This is a genomic window from Paenibacillus sp. GYB003, assembly GCF_036577625.1.
Classification (GTDB): Bacteria; Bacillota; Bacilli; order Paenibacillales; family NBRC-103111; genus Paenibacillus_AB.
In genome coordinates this window covers 399772-417869 of sequence record NZ_JARBDC010000001.1, presented here as the reverse complement: position 1 = coordinate 417869, position 18098 = coordinate 399772, and the positions used below count along the sequence as shown (strand labels likewise).

Here is an 18098-nt window from a genome sequence, read left to right as displayed (position 1 = left end):
CGATGTAGGAGGAAAAGATTGTGATTTCTGTTAACGATTTCCGTACCGGCCTGACGATCGAGGTGGACAACGAAATTTATACCGTGCTCGATTTCCAGCACGTCAAGCCGGGCAAAGGCGCCGCCTTCGTCCGCTCGAAGCTGAAAAATTTGCGCAACGGCAACACCGTGGAGCGCACGTTCCGCGCCGGCGAAGACGTGGGCCGCGCCCATGTGGAAAACCGCGCGATGCAGTATTTGTACGCGAGCGGCCAAGAGCATACGTTCATGGACAACGAAACGTACGATCAAATTACGCTTCCTTCGTCCCAGCTCGAGTGGGAGCTTAACTTCCTGAAAGAAAACATGACGATCAACATCGTCAGCTATCAGGGCGAAATTATCGGCATCAACCTGCCGAACAGCGTCGAGCTGAAAGTCGTCGAGACGGAGCCGGGCATCAAAGGCAACACCGCGACCGGCGCGACGAAAAACGCCAAGCTGGAAACCGGCCTGAACGTGCAGGTGCCGCTGTTCATCAACGAAAACGACGTGCTGTTGATCAGCACGTCCGACGGCAAATACATTTCGCGGGCGTAAGTTTTTCGCCCGCCGTTGCAAGACAAGGAAAGCATCCTTTTCCAAGCGGAGAGGATGCTTTTTTGTTTTTTTGCTATCGGATAGTCGAAGCAGGGGTTGAAGGGAATTTTGAATAACGAGCCTGGTCAGGAATGGAACCGAGAAGAATCGCTTTTGCCGTTTTGGCTTGATCTAAAACTGGTTGGAACGCGACTCGTTTTATGCAGAAAAAAACATTTGGAAAGGAAGAGGCTTATGGCGAATTTCGAACAAGCTTATGGAGAATGGATCGGAAAGCATGCCGGGAGGAGGCGCGGCGAACGGCTGAGACGGTTCAAGGAAGGACACGGGCATGCGGAGAAGCTGTTCGCGGAAACCGTTTGGTGGCCGGCATTCGGCAGCTTCGACAAGCTCCATCCGGAGTATGAAGTGTTCGACTTCAAGGACGGTTCGCGCTTTCTGGATTTTGCCTACATCCAAGGCGACCTTCGCGTTTGCGTCGAAATCGACGGATTCGGACCGCACCGTCGGGATGCGGACCGAAAACAGTTCGCCGACGAGCTGAACCGGCAAAACCATTTGGTCATCGACGGCTGGCTCGTTATCCGTTTCGCGTACGATGACGTGAAAGAAAGGCCGCGCCAATGCCAGCAAACGCTGCAGCAGTTGTTCGGCAAACGGCTCGGCGCTGGGGCGGAGCCGGAATCATTGACCGTGCTGGAGAAAGAGGCGATTCGAACGGACGCGAGACAAAACGGCATCGTCCGGCCTGGCGCTTTATTCGCGCACCTCGGAGTAGGAAGGAAGAAAGGCAACAAGCTGATCGATAGCTTGATTTGCAAAAAATGGCTCGATCCGGTGCCGAACAAATTTCGGATTCGCGCGTATCAGCTGAACGACAAACGCCGTTTGCCGGTTTAAGGGCCCCGGATCGTGTCCGAAGGAGCACTATCCGCCCCGCCCCGGCGGCAAACAAAAAGCTCCGCCGGCTCGAATCCGGCGAAGCTCCCGCTTACTTATTGAAAAATTCGTTATGAAGTGCCACGATCGCTTTGTTCATGTCGTCGTTCTGGATGCCGAACATGATGCTGTTCTCGGACGCCCCCTGGTTGATCATCTCCAGGTTCACCTGGCTGTCGGCGAGCGCGCCGGTCGCCCGTTTGGCGATGCCGATCTGCTTCGTCATGCCGTCGCCGACGATCATGATGAGCGCGATGCCGCGCCTAACGATCAGCTTGTCGGGCTGCAGCTCGGTGCGAATGCGCTCCAGCACCTTGCTTTCGATCTCCGGCGTAAATGCCGACTGCTTGATGATGACGGAGATGTGATCGATGCCGGAAGGCGTATGCTCGTAAGAAAGGTCGGCGTCCTCGATAATTTGCAGCAGCCGGCGGCCGAAGCCTTTCTCGCGGTTCATCAAATATTTGCTCAAGAAAATGGCGCAAAAGTCCGAGGATCCGGCGACGCCCACCACGGGCAGCTCCAAATTGTGCCGCTCGAGCGAAATGAGCGTTCCGCGCGAATCGGGATTGTTCGTATTGCGGATATGAACCGGAATTTTGGCGTTGAAGGCCGGCTGAAGCGCTTCGTCGTGCAGGACGGAGAAGCCGGCGTACGACAGCTCGCGCATTTCCGAATACGTCATTTCGTGAATGGCCGCCGGCACGTCTACGACGCGGGGATCCGCGGCGAATACGTTGTCGACGTCCGTGAAGTTTTCATACACGTCCGCCTGCACGGCCGCCGCCAAAATGGCCCCGGTAATGTCCGAGCCGCCGCGCGGAAAAGCGACGAGATTGCCGTTCGCGGCGTACCCGTAAAAACCGGGAAAGACGATGCGGTGCCCGCTGTCGCGAAGCGGCCGCAGCCGCTCGTACGACTCCGGAAGCACCTGCGCGTTGCCCGGCTCGTCGCTCAGGACGAGACCGGCATCCTTCGGATCGACATATATGAAATCATGCCCTTCCTTCCGCAAAAAAGCGGCGAGCAGACGGGCGCTGAATTCTTCGCCGAGCGCCTTGATCGAATCGATATAACGGGCGCGGTGACTGCGGTCGCCGGCGCCCCGGGAGGCGAGCAGCGAGGCAATCATATCGTACTGCTCCCGGGGGAGCTCCAAGCCTTCGATAATTCCCGCAAACCGTTCCAAAATCGCCGCTTCCACCCGGTCCGCGCCCGATCCGCCGAGCATCGCTTCGGCGTAGGCGATAAGCAAATCGGTCACTTTCGTATCCGGCTTGTTTCGTTTGCCCGGAGCCGAGACGACGACGATTTTACGGTCCGGATCGGCCAGCGCGATTTGAGCCACCTTGCGGAATTGCTCGGCGGAAGCGAGCGAGGTGCCGCCGAACTTGCAAACTTTCAAAGCCATTCATGTCTCCTCCTAAACAGACTCTCTTGATACACTACCACAAGAGTGCCGTCGGATTCAACGAGTTTCGCAGACGGCCTAATGAATTTTCCCGAACAAAAAAGAGGCGATTTTGAGCAGCAGCGCGGTGATGCCCGCCGCCATAAGCGGACCGACCGGGATGCCCCGCATGAAAATGATGCCGAATATCGAACCGATGACGAGCCCGACGATCAGCTGCGGGTCGACTTTGAGCAGATCGAGCCCTTTGCCGTTCATGTACGTGGCGATCGCGCCGCCGATCAAGGCGATGATGCCCGGCCACGACGTAAAGACGGCCCATATGTCTTTGCTCGAAATGCGCTCGCTGGCAAACGGAACCAAAACGCCCATCGTCAAAAACAAGAGGCCCAATTCAAGGCCTCTCCGTTCGATCGTCGGTAAAAATCGTTCCAGATGGATCAGTTTGATGACGAGCAAAATGCAGGCCGCCGTCGTGATGATCGGCGAGCGTCCGATCATGCCGACTACGATCAGAAACAGAAGCAGCAGTTCGCCGTTTAACCCGTTCAAGCCGTTCATACGAAAAACCCCTTGTCCTTCTGGAGTGTAGACAACCTATTCTTCGTTATTGTATGAACGTCCGCAATCGGATTAGAACCGGACGAGCGACTGATCTTTCCAAACCGGAACGAGCCGGTACACGTTCGTTCGCGCGCAAAAACGCACGTCGTCTTCGTGCCCGAGCTTGACGAGCCGTCTGCCGCTCGCGCACGAAAGAAGCGCTTCCTCGAGACCGCCTTGAACCGCGTCGAACGCGTGCAGCATGGCGCTGCCGAAATCGTTCGCCTGCAGCCGCCCGTCGCCAAGCTGCTGCAAGTAACGAACGAGCAGCCCCGCGCATAATCCGTCCTCGAGGCAAAATTCGTCCTGCGTTCCGGCGCACAGAATGACGATATCCCGTCCGAACGAGTAAGCCGCTTCGGCGCAGGCTTCCGCGTTCAGCAGGCAGCCGGCGAGCATCCGTCCGGCGCGCTGCGACTTCTGGATCGCGCGCGTCCCGTTCGTCGTCGTCAGCACGACCCGCTTCCCGGCAACGGCCGGCGTCGAATATTCGGCCGGAGAATTGCCGAAATCGAATCCGGCGATTTTTTTGCAAAACCGTTCGCCGCCGAGCAGATCGCCTTCCTGCTGGCACTGCTTCGCCTGGTTGACCGTTTCCGTCGGAACGACGGCCGCGCAGCCGTGCTCGAGCGCCGTCACGATCGTGCTCGTAGCCCGCAGCACGTCGATCACGATAACCGTTTTTTGAATCAAGTCATCCGATCTCGCTTCGTTTACACACGGGATGACGTCCACCAGCATGCCTGATCCCTCGCTTTGTCTACTCCGGCTGCAAAGTCCCGCCGTTCCGCCGGGGGTCCCGGAACGTATCCGAACGAAGACCTCTGCGCAGCGTTTCCAACGAAAATATTTCTTGCGGAGCGATATTCCCCAAATTGACGGACGGGCCCAGCGTCCGCAGCAAATCGATTTGCTGCTGCTTGAGCGGCGCTTCCCATAACAGCCGCCCCGGATCCGGCAGCATCGCTTGAATGTCCAGCAGCTCCTCGTCGCGGCATTGACCGTCCCCGTCGAAAATGCCGACCCCCGTCCCCGATTCGCGCGCCTCGATCGTGACGAGAGACGCCCCGTGCTGCACGTCGAACAGCACCGTTTCGAGCAGCTGCTCCGCATCGATCGTCGAACCCCACAGCTTTTTCCCGTACTCCGTATATACGTTCAAATCGGCTTCGCGGCCGCGGCGAATCAGCTCGTTTCGACGGAGCCGTTCGAGCTCGATCGTGCCGTCCGACACTTCGACGGCATTGAAACCGAGCCGCCGCACCATATCGAAAAATTCCGCCACCGCGTTTTGCGCGACGGCCACTTCCAGAAACGTGCCGCCCGGCATAATGTCGATTTGATGCTCGCGGGCGAGCTCGATTTTCCGTTTCAGCAGCGCGGTCGGATACAGCGGCGACGTGCCGAAGCCGATTTTGAGCAGGTCGACGTAGGGCGCCGCCGTCTGAAGCAGATCTTCGAAAGCGTGGAGCCCCAGACCTTTGTCGATCACCATCGTAATCCCGCTTGCGCGCGGTTTGACGGATCGGCAGCGCGTCGGATCCTGCAAAAGCGGATGCCACTCCAGCCGTGAAGTTACGTCCATAAAACAAGTCTCCTCGCTGTAAGGATTTGTATGTGGTCTCGGAGCAATATATGCATTTGCCCGGAGCAGGGTGCCCGGTATGCCTAAAATGGGACGTGCCCGCATAACATGGGAAAAACGAACGTTAAGGAGGAGAACCAAGCGATGATCAACAAAATCGTCATGAGCATGGCGTCGCTCCGGCTCATGTCCGGCAGCCTCGAAATTATCGCCGCGCTGATCATGCTGAGACTGAACCAGATCGACAAAGCGCTGCTCGTCAATTCCGGACTCGCCGTCGTCGGCCCTTTGACTCTTCTAACGACGACGACGATCGGTCTGGTAGGACTGGCCGACAAGCTGTCGTTCGCCAAAATGGCTTGGGTCGGCGTCGGCGTCGCCTGCATTTTCATAGGCATACTCAAAAAATAGAGGAATAATGCGCTTGTCCGGGCATATAGATGAGAGTATCCCGGACAAACCGGGGGAGGAGCCGCGTCATCATGCAACCGATTCTACCTTTTTTGCCGGCACGCATTCGCGGATTGATAGAAAGGCTGCCGGAGGCGGCCGGCGACCGGCTGGAGGAAATACGGGTTAGGGAAGCCCGGCCGCTCGAAGTGGTCGTCGGGGGCGAATCGCGATTCGTTTCGCCGGACGGCGCGCTGACCCTTGAGGCGTCCCGGGGCTACCGACCGTCGAAAGAGGACGGGCTGAAGCTGCTCGACCTGCTGACGGGACATTCGCTGTACACGTACGAGGAGGAGCTGCGCCGGGGCTACATTACGATCGCCGGAGGCCATCGCGTCGGACTGGCCGGCAAAACGGTGCTGGAGCGGGGCGAAGTGAAGCATATCCGCGATGTCGGCAGCTTCAACATCCGGATCGCCCGGGCCGTTCCCGGCATCGCTCGCGAGCTGCTTCCGGCCGTTTGGGACGAGTCCGCCGGAACGGTGCACCAGACGCTGATCGTCTCGCCGCCGCGCCAAGGAAAGACGACGCTCATCCGCGACATGGCCCGGACGGTCAGCGAAGGGGCGGTCCGGGGGAATGCGCCGGGAAGCGGGCAGCGCGTCGGAATCGTCGACGAGCGGTCGGAAATCGCGGCATGCGTGAAGGGCGTCCCGACGTTCGACGTCGGTCCCCGTACCGACGTGCTGGACGGATGTCCGAAAGCCGAAGGGATGATGATGATGATTCGTTCCATGTCGCCCGAAGTGCTCGTCGTCGACGAAATCGGCCGCCATGAGGACGCCGTTGCCCTGCAGGAAGCGCTGCACGCCGGCGTGCGCGTCTTCGCCACCGCGCACGGGCGCGACGCATCGGACGTCCGCGACAGACCGGTCATGCGGCGCTTGCTGGAGGACGGCGTCTTTTCCCGGGTCGTCGAGCTGACGAGAAGCCGCCAGACGGGAGCCCGTTTTACGGTGCGCGACGCTTCCGGCCGCAAGCTCGCCGAGCTGAACGCGCGCACCTTGACGGAAAGCGGGAGAGCGCCATGCTGAAGCTGATCGGAGCGATGCTCGTTTTGCTCGCCGGCACGGCGATCGGCTTCGCGAAGGCGTCCGTTTACGCCCGCCGCCCGCGCCAAATACGCGGGCTCGTCCACGCGCTGCAGCGGCTCGAAACGGAAATGAACTACGGCTACACGCCGCTGCCGGAGGCGCTTGCGCGCATCGCCGACCAGCTCGAGCCGCAGCTCGCCGCGATGTTTCGGATGGCGGCGGAGCCGATGCTCGCGGCAAACGGCAAGACGGCCGCCGAAAGCTGGCGGGAAGCGGTGGACGCTTGTTGGAAACAGACCGCCCTATCATCGAATGAACGGGAAATCTTGAGCCAGTTGAGCTTTACTTTGGGCATCAGCGACCGCGACGACCAGACGAAGCATTTGCGACTCGCCGTCAGCCTGCTGCAGGCCGAAGAGCAAGCCGCCCGGGAAGATCAAAGACGCTACGAGAAAATGTGGAGAAGCCTGGGGGTGCTGGCCGGAGCTTTCGTCGTCATTCTGATGTACTAGAAGGGGTGCGGGAAATGAACGTGGACGTGAACGCGATTTTTCAAATCGCCGGGATCGGCATCATCATCGCGATGATCCATACCGTCCTGAAGCAGATGGGCAAAGAAGATATGGCGCACTGGGTGACGGTGATCGGCTTCGTCGTCGTCCTGTTCATGGTCGTAAGCCTGCTGGACGATCTGTTCAAGGAAATCAAGACGATCTTTTTGTTCCAGTAAGGCGATGGCGAAAAAGCGCCCGAGTCCGCGAAGCGATCCGCGTCATAACGGGACAGTCCGCAAAACGCAGGGCAGGTGATCCGGGTGGAAATGATACAAATCGTCGGCCTCGGACTGATCGTGGCGATTTTGACGCTCGTGCTGAAAGAGCATAAGCCGTTGTTCGCTTTTTTGCTCATCACGGTAACCGGCATTTACATTTTCTTGTTTTTGCTCGGCAAAATCGCGGCCGTCATCGGCGTCCTGGAGCAATTGTCGGCGCTTACGAACATTAACGTCATGTTTCTCAAAACGATTTTGAAGATTATCGGCATCGCCTACATCGCCGAATTCGGCGCGCAAATCGTGCGCGATTCGGGACTCGAATCGGTCGCCTCGAAAATCGAGCTGGCCGGCAAAGTGCTCATCATGGTCATGGCGATTCCCATCATAACCGTCATTATCGAAACGGTGGTCAAGCTGCTGCCCGCCTGAGGCGTTCGAACAAACCGGTTTTTAAGCGGAGACGGGAGTTGAAACGGTTGATGAGGCATCGCATTCGCGGATGGGCGGCCGCCGCGCTGCTGGTATGCATCCTTCTCTCGGGCGCGGCCGCGTATGCCGACTCTCCGGCCGAGGCGATCATCCGGGAGCAGGCGCAGCGGCTTCCGACCGACCAGGTGGAAACGTACTGGAACCGGCTGACGAAGGAATACGGCGCCTATTTTCCCGACGAGAAGCCACCCAGCTTTATCGATGTGCTTGTTCCGGGAGGAGAAGGCTTCAGCGTACGCTCGATTTTGACAGCCGCGGGCAAATTCATGCTGCACGAAGTGCTCATCGGCGGCAAGCTGCTGGCATCGATCGTCATTCTGACCGTGTTCAGCATGATTCTCGAGTCGCTGCAGAGCGCGTTCGAACGAAACAATGTGAGCAAAATCGCCTACGCAATCACGTACCTGGTGCTGCTGCTCATCGCGATCAACAGCTTCAGTGTGGCGATCGGCTACGCGAAGGACGCGATCACGAGCATGATCCATTTCATGATGGCGATGGTCCCGCTCATGCTGACGCTGCTCGGCTCGATGGGCAACGTCGCCTCCGTCGCCGTGCTCCATCCGCTCATCGTGTTCATGATTCACGCCGTCGGCACGCTGATCTACTCGTTCGTGTTTCCGCTGCTGTTTTTTTCGGCCGTGCTGCACATCGTCAGTTCGATCAGCGACAAGTACAAGGTGACGCAGCTCGCCAACCTGCTTCGCACGATCAGCCTGACGGTGCTCGGCATTACCGTAACCGTCTTCCTCGGCGTCATCTCGATCCAGGGGGGAACGGGGGCGGTGGCGGACGGCGTGACGATCCGGACGGCCAAATATTTGACCGGCAATTTCGTCCCGGTCGTCGGAAGGCTGTTCTCGGACGCTTCGGAAACCGTCATCGGCGCTTCGCTTCTCGTGAAAAACGCGGTCGGCCTGTCCGGCGTCGTCATCATCGTGTTTTTGTGCGCGTTCCCGGCCATGAAAATTATGGCGCTTGCGCTCATCTACAACGTATCCGCGGCGGTCATGCAGCCGCTCGGCTCGAACCCGATCATCCAATGCTTGCAGACGATCGGCAAAAGCCTCATTTACGTGTTCGCGGCGGTGGCCGCCGTCGGGTTCATGTTTTTCTTGGCCGTGACGATCATTATCGCCGCCGGCAACGTGTCCGTCATGATGAGATGAATGAAAAGGAAGAGAGGCGCTTCCCATGATGGCTTGGCTCAGCGGGTGGCTAAAGGAAATCGTCGTCGTCGTATTGCTGGCCGCCTTCGTCGAACTGCTGCTTCCGAACAACGCGTATCAGCGGTACGTGCGCACCGTGCTCGGCCTGTTCATCCTGCTCGCGCTGCTGTCGCCGCTATTGTCCTTGTTCAAGCAAAAATGGGACGCGCAAAAAATAGTGGCCTCCGTCGAGCAGCTCGGGGACGCCGCCGACAGCCGAACGTTCGCCGCGATGAAGCCGCTGCAGGCGATCATGCAGGACGCGGAGCGGTGGCGGCAAAACGACCGGGGCGAGGCGCAAAGGCTGATGGAAAGCGAGCTGGCCGCCGAGCTGCAGCGCAGCTTCGGAAACGACGCGGGCGTGCGGGTGAAGCAGGTGAAGCTGCAACTTAGCTACGACAACAACGGAACGCCGAGCATGAAGCATATGCAGGTGATCCTTGATCATATACAACGTCCGGACTCTTCCCCTTCGGAGGCGGAAGCGCCGCAACGAAAGCCGATCGCCGCCGTCGAGCCCGTCCATATCGATATTCGCGTCGGCGGGACGGAGCCGAAGACGAAGCCGGACGAAAGCAAGCTGACGAAACAACAAATCGACGCGAAAGAACGCATGTACGAGCAAGTATGGCGGCAATGGCAGCTGGGCCGGGACGAAGTGACGCTGCTGTACGAATCGGAGCTGGAGAAAGCGAGGTGAACTCATGGCGAAATGGCTGCAATGGCTGGAAGAGCGGGTCGGCGGCGGGCCTGGAGGAGGGAAGCGCGTCAACACGTTCCGCTGGCTCATGCTGCTCGGTCTGCTCGGAGTCGCCTTCATGATTCTGGGTTCGTTTCTGCACGTCATACCGGTCGGACAACCGGACGGTCAAGGCGGAGCGCCTTCGCCTCCGGCGCAGCAAACGTTCGCGTCCAAAGATCCGAACGACAAAGCGGGCTTTCGCGAATACGAGCATGCGTACGAAGACGCGATCAAAGCCATTTTGCAAAAGGTCGTCGCGGTCGGGGACGTCGAAGTGCTCGTCACGATCGATTCGACGGAGGAGACGATCGTCCAGTCCAACTCGAAGGAAACGCAGCAAATTACGAACGAGAAAGACCAGAACGGATCGACCCGCCATATCACCGAAATATCGCGAAGCGGAGAAGTCGTGCTGTACGAAGCTTCCGGCGGACAAACTCCGCTCGTGTTAAAAAAAATAAAGCCGCGCATAAGGGGGGTTGTCGTCGTTGCCAAAGGCGCCGAAAACATGACGGTCAAGCAAATGATCGCGGAGGCGGTCGGCCGCGGATTGGACGTCCCGGCGCACCGAATATCGGTGCTGCCCAGGAAGCAATGATCGCGATAGTTTGCGGTCGCGGTGAAAACGAAAAGATGATCCGAGGAGGAACGAAGCGATGAATACGAAAAGACAAACGGTTTGGCTCGTATCGATGCTCAGCCTGATGGTGGTGCTTTCCGCGTATTACTTGTTTACCGAAGACGTGAACGATCTCGATCTGACGAACCAGCAGGCGGCCGGCACCGAAATCAAGGTCGACACGATCGCGACGAGCGGCTCCGCGAACGCGACGACGGACAAAGCCGCAGCAGACAAAGCGGCCGCCGACAAAGCCGCTGCGGACAAAGCGGCTTCCGACGCCAAGGCGACGACCGACAAAACGTCGGCGAATCCGTCGGCGGCTGCGGACAAAACGGCCCAAAGCCAGCAAACGGGCGCCTCGGCCAAAACGGACGAGGAAGTGCTGAAGCAGGTGTCCGCTTCGGCCCAAGCGACCTCGGGCAACGATTTCTTCCGATCGCTTCATATGAAGCGCAGCGAGCAGCTGTCGAAAGAGATTGAAAAGTGGATGGCCGTCTCCGTCGATTCCAAAAAATCGAACGAGGAAGTCGAAAAGGCGCTCGCCGAAGTGCAAAAGCTGCAGGATATGGACGAAAAAGTGATGAACGTCGAAGATCAGCTCGGCAAAGATTTTCAAAACGCGATCGTACTGCAGGACAGCGGCAAATGGAAGGTGATCGTGCAGTCGGCCAAGCTGGAGCGCAGCCAGGGCGTGACGATCGTCGATCTCGTCATGAAAGAGCTGAATGTCACGCCGGACAAAGTGACGGTCCAATACGTGCAATAATCGAAGCCGCCGGACCGCCCCGGGCCGAAACGGAAACGGCCGCCCTCGCGCGGCCGGCCGCCGCCCCGGGTCCCGAACAGTCGAACAGACGCTCCGAAAACCGCCGATTCGCGCGGGGACGGCGGCGTCTTTCTTTGTGCGGCGGAGCAACCGGCGTTTCGTCAAGACCCGCGAATGCCGCCTCCGCGCCGGTCCGTCCACAAATGTTGTTTTGCGCCCGTAGCGGTTGTGATATAATACAAGCATTGCCCGTTTCAGTAAACGCTTCACAATCGCCCTAAGGAGTGAAAAAGATGTTCAAGCTCAGCGAAATTAAAGAATTGATCAAACTCGTCGATACGACGACCGTACAAGAATTGGAAATCGAAAACGAAGGCGCCCGCCTTTTGATCCGTAAACCGAATAAAACCGAATCCGTCGTCGTTACGCACGCTCCCGTTCAGCCCGTTCAGGCGGCATCGCACGTTACATACGCTCCTCCCGTTCAGCAGGCGGCCGCGGCGCCGGCAGAGACCGCTACCGCTCCGGCAGCGGCCCCGGTCGCCGATCCGGCGGCGGGACTGCACAAAATCGTTTCTCCGATGGTCGGCACGTTTTACGCCGCTCCGGCGCCGGGCGCCGCGCCGTACGTCAGCATCGGCGACCGCGTCAGCGAGAAGACGACGGTATGCATCCTGGAGGCGATGAAGCTGATGAATCCGATCGAGGCGGAGGTCAAGGGAGAAATCGTCGACATTCTCGTCGAGAACGGGCAGCTGGTCGAGTACGGACAAACCTTGTTCCTGGTAAAACCGGAATAATTGGAGGAAAATGCGCACATGAAGTTTCAAAAAATATTGGTGGCGAACCGCGGCGAAATCGCGGTCCGCATCATCCGCGCTTGCCGGGAGCTGGGCATTTACACGGTCGCCGTCTATTCGGAAGCCGACCGGGACTCGCTTCACGTCCGATTGGCCGACGAAGCGTACTGCATCGGCCCGACGCTCTCCAAGGACAGCTATTTGAACTTTACGAACTTGATGAGCGTGGCGACGCTGACCGAATCGGACGCCGTCCATCCGGGCTACGGCTTTTTGGCGGAAAACGCCGATTTCGCGGAAATATGCGAGCAGTGCAACATCGAGTTTATCGGACCGTCTCCGCAGGCGATCAGCAAGATGGGGGACAAATCGGTCGCGAAGCAGACGATGAAGGACGCCGACGTTCCGGTCATCCCCGGCTCGGACGGCTTGATCGAGGATATGGAGGAAGCGGTGCGGGTCGCCCGCGAGATCGGGTATCCCGTCATCATTAAAGCGACGGCGGGCGGCGGCGGCAAAGGCATCCGCATCGCCGAAGACGAAGAGTCGCTGATCCAGCAAATCGCCACGGCCCAGCAGGAAGCGCAGAAGGCGTTCGGCAACGCGGGCGTTTACCTGGAAAAATATTTGACGGGCATGAAGCACGTCGAAATTCAAATTATCGCCGACAAGCACGGCAACGCCGTTTATTTGGGCGAGCGCGACTGCTCGGTGCAGCGCCGCAGACAGAAGCTCGTCGAAGAAGCGCCGTGCCCGGTGCTGACGCCGGAAATTCGCGAGGCGATGGGCCAAGCGGCCGTCCGGGCGGCGCTCGCGGTCGATTATTCCGGAGCGGGAACGCTCGAGTTTTTGCTCGGTCCCGACGGTCGGTTTTACTTTATGGAAATGAATACGCGCATCCAGGTCGAGCATCCCGTGACCGAGATGATTACGAATATCGACATCATCAAAGAAATGATCATGATCGCCCAGGGCGAGCCGCTGTCGTTCCGGCAGGAGGACGTCAAGTTCGAGGGCTGGTCGATCGAATGCCGCATCAATGCGGAAGATCCGGAGCGCAACTTCATGCCGTCGCCGGGTCAAATCCAGTTTTACCTGCCGCCGGGAGGACCGGGCGTCCGCGTCGACAGCGCCGCTTATCCGGGCTATACGATTTCGCCGCATTACGATTCGATGATCGCGAAGCTGATCGTATGGGGGCCGACGCGGGACGAAGCGATCGCCCGCATGCGCAGGGCGCTGGCCGAATTCGCCATCGAGGGCATCCACACGACGATCCCGTTCCATTTGAAGCTGATGGACCATAAGCTGTTCCAGGCCGGAACGTTCGACATCAAGTTTCTCGAGGAGCACGACGTGAACGATCCGGAGTCTTGACAAGCCGGGCTTAAAGGCTTGTATCGTTTGTCATAAAAATGGCAAGATGGTATAGTAATAGTAAAGACGAACCGGACTGGGAGGTGTTTATGCGATGAGTACCGCAGCAGCGGATTACGAAAAAACGGACATCGGAACGATTCAGATCGCGCCGGAAGTCATCGAAGTGATCGCCGGACTGGCGACGGTGGAAGTGCCCGGCGTCGCGGGTATGAGCGGCGGCTTCGGCGGAGGAATCGCCGAGCTGCTCGGACGGAAAAATTTGTCCAAGGGCGTCAAGGTTGAGGTCGGACAGCGCGAGGCGGCGGTCGACGTATCGATCATCGTCGAGTTCGGCAACCGGATTCCCGAGGTGGCCAGTTCGATCCAACGAAGCGTGAAGCAGGCGATCGAATCGATGACCGGCCTTTCGGTCGTCGAGGTGAACGTGCACATTCACGACGTTCAGTTCAAAACGCCGGACAAACAGGTGCCGCAGGACGAAGAAACGGCGGTACAGCGGGTCAAATAACGGCTCGCTCGCGTCAAAGGACGAAAGGTCGTCCGCCTAGGCGGAGCTTCCGATAAACAAAGGCCGGCGGAGCGGCAGCGCTTCGCGGCCTTGTTCGGGGCTTTGCCCGGACAACCTGTCGCCCTTGTTTTACGTTTGCCCGAGCCGGGAATTAGAGCGGACGCTCGTCGGAACCGAAAGCCGCCGCTACGTACGAACGGACATCGTCGGAACGCTTCGGTCAGACGTTTTTTATGCGGAAGGGGCGTTACATACGTGATCAAAGTATTGGACCGGTTGCTGCTGTTTTTGTATACGCTGATTATCGGGATCAGCGTCGTCTTTTTTTTGACCGCATCGTTCGGATGGGTTCCGATCGAAACGTCGGGCGACTTTTTGCGCAACCTGTATTACGAGAAATCTACGGCTTATCCGGCAATCGCGATCGGCCTGTTCGTGCTGCTCGTGACGTGCCGTTTTTTTTATGTGGCGGTGCGCCGCGGCAAAGGGCAAATTCCGTCGATCGATCAGCGGACCGACTTCGGGGATATCCGCATTTCGATGGAAACGGTCGAAAACCTGGCGCTTAAAGCGGCCGGCCGCGTTCGCGGCGTGAAAGACATGAAGGCGAAGGTGTCGGTCAGCGACGCCGGACTCGAAATCGTCATCCGTTCCTTCGTGGACGGAGAAAGCTCGATACCCGATCTGTCGGAAGAGATGCAGCGTTCGGTCAAAAGCCATATCGAGGACATTACCGGGATTCCCGTAGCGAACGTATCCGTATTCGTAGCCAACGTCGTCCAATCCCAGACGTTTAAAAGCAGAGTCGAATAGAGGCAGGTGGCTGGCGCGATGTGGAACGAGCTGTGGGATAAGCGCAAGGGACTGCTGATCGGCGTCGCTTCGGGACTGTTTCTGGGCATCGTCTATTTGATCAGCGGGTTTTGGGATATGTTGATCGTCGCTTTTATCATTTCGGTTTGCGCGTACGCAGGCGGCAAGTACGACGCGGGGAAGCTGAGGCTGACCGCGGACGAGTGGCTGGAGAGGGCGAGCCGGCTTGCGGATCGGTGGAAATGGTTTCGCTGAAACGGCGGAAGGGCGTTCCGACACGGATACGGCCTTCTTCTTTTTTGCAAAACCGATTTTATGGTATAGTGTACGCATAGCAGCCTTACGGAACGAAGGCAGGAGGATGAATCGCGCAATGAAGCGAAGATTGGCCAGGGAAATCGCGGTGCAAAGCTTGTACCAGATCGATATGAACGACGTCTCTCCGGAAGCGGCGATCGAAACCGTGCTGGAGGAAGCCCGCAGCGACAACGAAGCGGATTTGAAAATCGGCGGCGGCGCGCTGGCCGGGTCGGACTATTTGACCGATCTGGTGGCGGGAACGTGGCGCCAAAAGGAACGGATCGACGAGGTGCTCGGCGTTTATTTGACCGGCTGGAAAGTGGACAGGCTGTCCAAAGTCGACCGGCAAATCTTGCGTCTGGCGGCGTACGAGCTTCTGTTCGGCACCGAGGAAGCGCCGCCGAAAGTCGTCGTCAACGAGGCGATCGAGCTGGCGAAACGGTTCGGCTCGGACGAGTCGGGCAAGTTCGTCAACGGCGTGCTCGGCAAAATGATCAAGGAACTGGACCGCATCAAGGGCGGCTTCGAAACGTCCCACTAAACGAATGCCCCAGGCGACAAACGTGACAAGGAGGAATTACCGTTGGCTCAGCAAATCATTAACGGCAAGCAACTGGTCCAAGACATCCGCGGCGGTTTGAAGGAAGAAGTCGATCGACTGGCGGCCGAAGGCTTTCGCCCGGGGCTCGCCGTCGTGCTCGTGGGCGACGATCCCGCCTCCGGGGTGTACGTCCGCAACAAAGCGAAGGCGTGCGAGCAGGTAGGCATTTATTCCGAGGTGCACCGCCTCCCGGCCGAGACGTCGCAGGCCGAGCTGCTCGCGCTGGTGGACAAGCTGAATCGGGATGCGAACATTCACGGCATTCTCGTGCAGCTTCCGCTGCCGAAGCATATTTCCGAAGACGCGGTCATCGACGCGATCGCGGTGGAGAAAGACGTCGACGGCTTCCATCCGATCAACGTCGGCAATTTGTCGATCGGCAAACCGGGCTTGCTTCCGTGCACGCCCGCCGGCATTATCGAAATCATCAAACGGACGGGCGTTCCGATATCCGGCAAACGCGCCGTCGTCATCGGCCGCAGCAACATCGTCGGCAAGCCCGTGGCGATGCTGCTGCTCCGCGAAAACGCGACGGTGACGGTGTGCCATTCGCGCACCGAAAATATGAAGGAGCTTTGCCGCGAGGCCGACATTCTCGTGGTGGCGATCGGCAAGCCGAAATTCGTCACGAAGGAATTCGTCAAGCCCGGCGCGGTCGTCGTCGACGTCGGGATTAACCGTTTGGACGACGGGACGCTCGTGGGCGACGTCGATTTCGACGACGTCGTCGATATCGCCGGGCCGATTACGCCGGTGCCGGGCGTCGTCGGTCCGATGACGATTACGATGCTGCTGCAAAATACGGTGCAGGCGGCGAAAGCGCTGCGCCGCTGAGCGGCGGCCGAATGGGGCGATCCGTTACGATGCTGCAAGCGAATCAACCGCCGAATCAGCAAAAAGTGTTGTCGGTCAAAGATTTGACCCGCTATATCAAAATGAAGCTCGAAGGCGATTCGGTGCTGCAGGACGTCTGGGTGCGCGGCGAAATATCGAATTTCACGCACCATTCGAGCGGACATATGTATTTCACGCTGAAAGACGCGGACAGCCGGGTCAAATGCATCATGTTCGCCTCGAACAATCAGCGTCTCGGCTTTATTCCGCGGGACGGCTCGAAGGTCGTCGCCCGCGGAAACATTTCCGTCTTCGAGCGGGACGGCCAGTACCAGATGTACGTGACGCAGATGCAGCAGGACGGCATCGGGAACTTGTACCTGGCGTTCGAGAGGCTGAAAAAAAAGCTCGGGGACGAAGGCTTGTTCGCGCAGGAGAGGAAGCGGCCGATCCCGAAATTTCCCCGCGCCGTCGGCGTCATCACGTCTCCGACGGGGGCGGCGGTCCGGGATATCGTCACGACGCTGCAGCGCCGTTTTCCGGCCGTGCCGATTTTGCTTTATCCGGTGCTCGTTCAAGGCGCCCAGGCGGCGCCGAGCATCGTCCGCGCCATCGAGGCGATGAACCGGCACGGCGAGGCGGACGTGCTCATCGTCGGACGCGGCGGCGGCTCGTTGGAGGAGCTGTGGGCTTTCAATGAAGAGATGGTCGCGCGAAGCATCGCGGCGTCGGCGATACCGGTCATATCGGCCGTGGGCCACGAGACCGACTTCACGATCGCCGATTTCGTCGCCGATCTGAGGGCCGCTACGCCGACCGCGGCCGCCGAGCTCGCCGTTCCGCATCACCTGGAGCTGAAGCAGCATATCGCGCATTTGTCGCAGCGGCTCATAAAAGGGCTGACGTCGCAGGTGAGCGTGAAGCGGGAGCGTCTGCATCGTCTGCGCCGTTCGCCGGTGCTGACGCAGCCGCGAAGGCAGCTGCAGGAGCCGGCGCAGCGGCTGGATCGGCTGCGGGAGCAGCTTGCGTTCCGATTGCGCCGGCGCCTGTCGGAGTCGCGCGAATCGGCGATGAAGCTCGAGCGCAAGCTGTCGGCGCACAATCCCCGGCAGCAGCTCGATTTCGCCAAAAAACGGGTCGAGGTGGCGCAGCGCCAGCTGCTCGTCTCGATGCAGACGACCGCGAGACAAACGCGCCAGCGCTGGAACGCCCAGCTGCGCCACCTGGACGCGCTCAGTCCGCTTAAAGTGATGCAGCGCGGCTATTCGCTCGTCTACGACGAGAAGCGGCGGCAAATCATCAAGTCGATCGGGCAAGTGCAGCCCGGCGATCTGGTGCGCGTCCGTCTGACGGACGGCCAGCTCGATTGTCACGTATGGGGAATGGAGGAAAACCGGGATGAGTAACGGGGAGAACGGAAACGGCGTCAGCTTCGAGGAAGCGATGGACAAGCTGGAGCAAATCGTCGCGAAGCTCGAGCACGGAGACGTGCCGCTTGAAAAAGCGATCGAGCTGTTTCAGGAAGGAATGGCGTTGTCGCATTTGTGCGGTCAAAAGCTGGAGCAGGTCGAGCGCAAAATCGAGACGCTGCTCGAGGAAAACGGAAGCTTCGCGAAAAAGCCGTTCCAGCCGGTTTCGGACGAAAAGGAGAATGGATAGG

The 18098-nt window shown here is 59.0% G+C and carries 24 protein-coding genes; 20 read left to right on the top strand and 4 right to left on the bottom strand.

What is annotated here, in order from left to right; genetic code table 11:
* Nucleotides 1-20 precede the first annotated feature (20 nt).
* Together efp and PV407_RS02060 are read left to right on the top strand one after the other, a co-directional pair.
* A complete protein-coding gene (efp, locus tag PV407_RS02065; protein WP_332088188.1) occupies nucleotides 21-578 on the top strand; it encodes an elongation factor P in 558 nt (185 codons plus the stop codon).
* 234 nt (nucleotides 579-812) lie between these two features.
* Nucleotides 813-1478 (top strand): DNA-binding response regulator, encoded by a 666-nt coding sequence (locus PV407_RS02060; RefSeq protein ID WP_332088187.1) that lies wholly within the window; start codon nucleotides 813-815, stop codon nucleotides 1476-1478.
* A 91-nt stretch (nucleotides 1479-1569) separates the two neighbouring features.
* Here the strand turns inward: PV407_RS02060 and PV407_RS02055 are convergent, their stop codons facing one another.
* The 4 genes from PV407_RS02055 to PV407_RS02040 all read right to left on the bottom strand — a co-directional run bounded on the left by PV407_RS02055 (nucleotide 1570) and on the right by PV407_RS02040 (nucleotide 5116).
* Entirely contained in the window at nucleotides 1570-2928 is a 1359-nt protein-coding gene (locus PV407_RS02055; RefSeq protein ID WP_332088186.1) for an aspartate kinase, read from the bottom strand.
* Nucleotides 2929-3006: 78 nt separating this feature from the next.
* Complete coding sequence (locus PV407_RS02050) at nucleotides 3007-3489, bottom strand: DUF441 domain-containing protein (protein ID WP_332088185.1); 483 nt, start codon at nucleotides 3487-3489, stop codon at nucleotides 3007-3009.
* 72 nt (nucleotides 3490-3561) lie between these two features.
* Nucleotides 3562-4272 carry a 2-phosphosulfolactate phosphatase gene (locus tag PV407_RS02045; RefSeq protein ID WP_332088184.1) on the bottom strand — a complete coding sequence of 237 codons (711 nt, stop codon included), beginning with the start codon at nucleotides 4270-4272 and terminating at the stop codon, nucleotides 3562-3564.
* 19 nt (nucleotides 4273-4291) lie between these two features.
* The gene (locus PV407_RS02040) at nucleotides 4292-5116 is read right to left on the bottom strand and encodes a phosphosulfolactate synthase (RefSeq protein WP_332088183.1); all 825 of its coding nucleotides are present in this window, start codon (nucleotides 5114-5116) and stop codon (nucleotides 4292-4294) included.
* Nucleotides 5117-5260: 144 nt separating this feature from the next.
* Between PV407_RS02040 and PV407_RS02035 the strand changes: the two genes are divergently transcribed.
* From PV407_RS02035 to xseB, 18 genes are all read left to right on the top strand, one after another.
* Nucleotides 5261-5527 carry a YqhV family protein gene (locus PV407_RS02035; RefSeq protein ID WP_332088182.1) on the top strand — a complete coding sequence of 89 codons (267 nt, stop codon included), beginning with the start codon at nucleotides 5261-5263 and terminating at the stop codon, nucleotides 5525-5527.
* Nucleotides 5528-5598: 71 nt separating this feature from the next.
* Nucleotides 5599-6600, top strand: a complete 1002-nt coding sequence (spoIIIAA, locus tag PV407_RS02030; protein ID WP_332088181.1) for a stage III sporulation protein AA — start codon at nucleotides 5599-5601, stop codon at nucleotides 6598-6600.
* The gene (spoIIIAB, locus tag PV407_RS02025) at nucleotides 6594-7112 is read left to right on the top strand and encodes a stage III sporulation protein SpoIIIAB (RefSeq protein ID WP_332088180.1); all 519 of its coding nucleotides are present in this window, start codon (nucleotides 6594-6596) and stop codon (nucleotides 7110-7112) included. Before spoIIIAA ends, spoIIIAB begins: the two co-directional genes overlap by 7 nt.
* A 14-nt stretch (nucleotides 7113-7126) precedes the next feature.
* On the top strand, nucleotides 7127-7330 hold the full coding sequence (gene spoIIIAC, locus PV407_RS02020) for a stage III sporulation protein AC (protein ID WP_110840056.1): 204 nt from the start codon (nucleotides 7127-7129) through the stop codon (nucleotides 7328-7330).
* Nucleotides 7331-7414: 84 nt separating this feature from the next.
* Nucleotides 7415-7804 carry a stage III sporulation protein AD gene (gene spoIIIAD, locus PV407_RS02015; RefSeq protein WP_332088179.1) on the top strand — a complete coding sequence of 130 codons (390 nt, stop codon included), beginning with the start codon at nucleotides 7415-7417 and terminating at the stop codon, nucleotides 7802-7804.
* 50 nt (nucleotides 7805-7854) lie between these two features.
* Nucleotides 7855-9033: a stage III sporulation protein AE gene (gene spoIIIAE, locus PV407_RS02010; protein ID WP_442951615.1), complete on the top strand. Its 1179-nt coding sequence runs from the start codon at nucleotides 7855-7857 to the stop codon at nucleotides 9031-9033.
* A gap of 25 nt (nucleotides 9034-9058) precedes the next feature.
* Nucleotides 9059-9772, top strand: coding sequence for a stage III sporulation protein AF (gene spoIIIAF, locus PV407_RS02005; RefSeq protein WP_332088177.1), 714 nt, complete (start codon nucleotides 9059-9061; stop codon nucleotides 9770-9772).
* 4 nt (nucleotides 9773-9776) lie between these two features.
* Nucleotides 9777-10412, top strand: coding sequence for a stage III sporulation protein AG (gene spoIIIAG, locus PV407_RS02000; protein ID WP_332088176.1), 636 nt, complete (start codon nucleotides 9777-9779; stop codon nucleotides 10410-10412).
* A gap of 58 nt (nucleotides 10413-10470) precedes the next feature.
* Entirely contained in the window at nucleotides 10471-11202 is a 732-nt protein-coding gene (locus PV407_RS01995; RefSeq protein ID WP_332088175.1) for a SpoIIIAH-like family protein, read from the top strand.
* Nucleotides 11203-11495: 293 nt separating this feature from the next.
* Nucleotides 11496-12002, top strand: a complete 507-nt coding sequence (accB, locus tag PV407_RS01990; protein WP_332088174.1) for an acetyl-CoA carboxylase biotin carboxyl carrier protein — start codon at nucleotides 11496-11498, stop codon at nucleotides 12000-12002.
* 18 nt (nucleotides 12003-12020) lie between these two features.
* Nucleotides 12021-13379, top strand: a complete 1359-nt coding sequence (gene accC / locus PV407_RS01985; RefSeq protein WP_332088173.1) for an acetyl-CoA carboxylase biotin carboxylase subunit — start codon at nucleotides 12021-12023, stop codon at nucleotides 13377-13379.
* Nucleotides 13380-13473: 94 nt separating this feature from the next.
* Complete coding sequence (locus PV407_RS01980) at nucleotides 13474-13890, top strand: Asp23/Gls24 family envelope stress response protein (protein ID WP_332088172.1); 417 nt, start codon at nucleotides 13474-13476, stop codon at nucleotides 13888-13890.
* A 255-nt stretch (nucleotides 13891-14145) separates the two neighbouring features.
* Nucleotides 14146-14703 carry an alkaline shock response membrane anchor protein AmaP gene (gene amaP, locus PV407_RS01975; RefSeq protein WP_332088171.1) on the top strand — a complete coding sequence of 186 codons (558 nt, stop codon included), beginning with the start codon at nucleotides 14146-14148 and terminating at the stop codon, nucleotides 14701-14703.
* An 18-nt stretch (nucleotides 14704-14721) separates the two neighbouring features.
* Nucleotides 14722-14958, top strand: a complete 237-nt coding sequence (locus PV407_RS01970; protein WP_332088170.1) for a DUF2273 domain-containing protein — start codon at nucleotides 14722-14724, stop codon at nucleotides 14956-14958.
* Nucleotides 14959-15076: 118 nt separating this feature from the next.
* Nucleotides 15077-15544: a transcription antitermination factor NusB gene (gene nusB, locus PV407_RS01965; RefSeq protein WP_332088169.1), complete on the top strand. Its 468-nt coding sequence runs from the start codon at nucleotides 15077-15079 to the stop codon at nucleotides 15542-15544.
* Nucleotides 15545-15586: 42 nt separating this feature from the next.
* The gene (folD, locus tag PV407_RS01960) at nucleotides 15587-16438 is read left to right on the top strand and encodes a bifunctional methylenetetrahydrofolate dehydrogenase/methenyltetrahydrofolate cyclohydrolase FolD (RefSeq protein WP_332088167.1); all 852 of its coding nucleotides are present in this window, start codon (nucleotides 15587-15589) and stop codon (nucleotides 16436-16438) included.
* 29 nt (nucleotides 16439-16467) lie between these two features.
* On the top strand, nucleotides 16468-17844 hold the full coding sequence (gene xseA / locus PV407_RS01955; RefSeq protein ID WP_332088166.1) for an exodeoxyribonuclease VII large subunit: 1377 nt from the start codon (nucleotides 16468-16470) through the stop codon (nucleotides 17842-17844).
* Nucleotides 17837-18097 carry an exodeoxyribonuclease VII small subunit gene (gene xseB / locus PV407_RS01950; protein ID WP_332088165.1) on the top strand — a complete coding sequence of 87 codons (261 nt, stop codon included), beginning with the start codon at nucleotides 17837-17839 and terminating at the stop codon, nucleotides 18095-18097. Before xseA ends, xseB begins: the two co-directional genes overlap by 8 nt.
* Nucleotide 18098 lies beyond the last annotated feature (1 nt).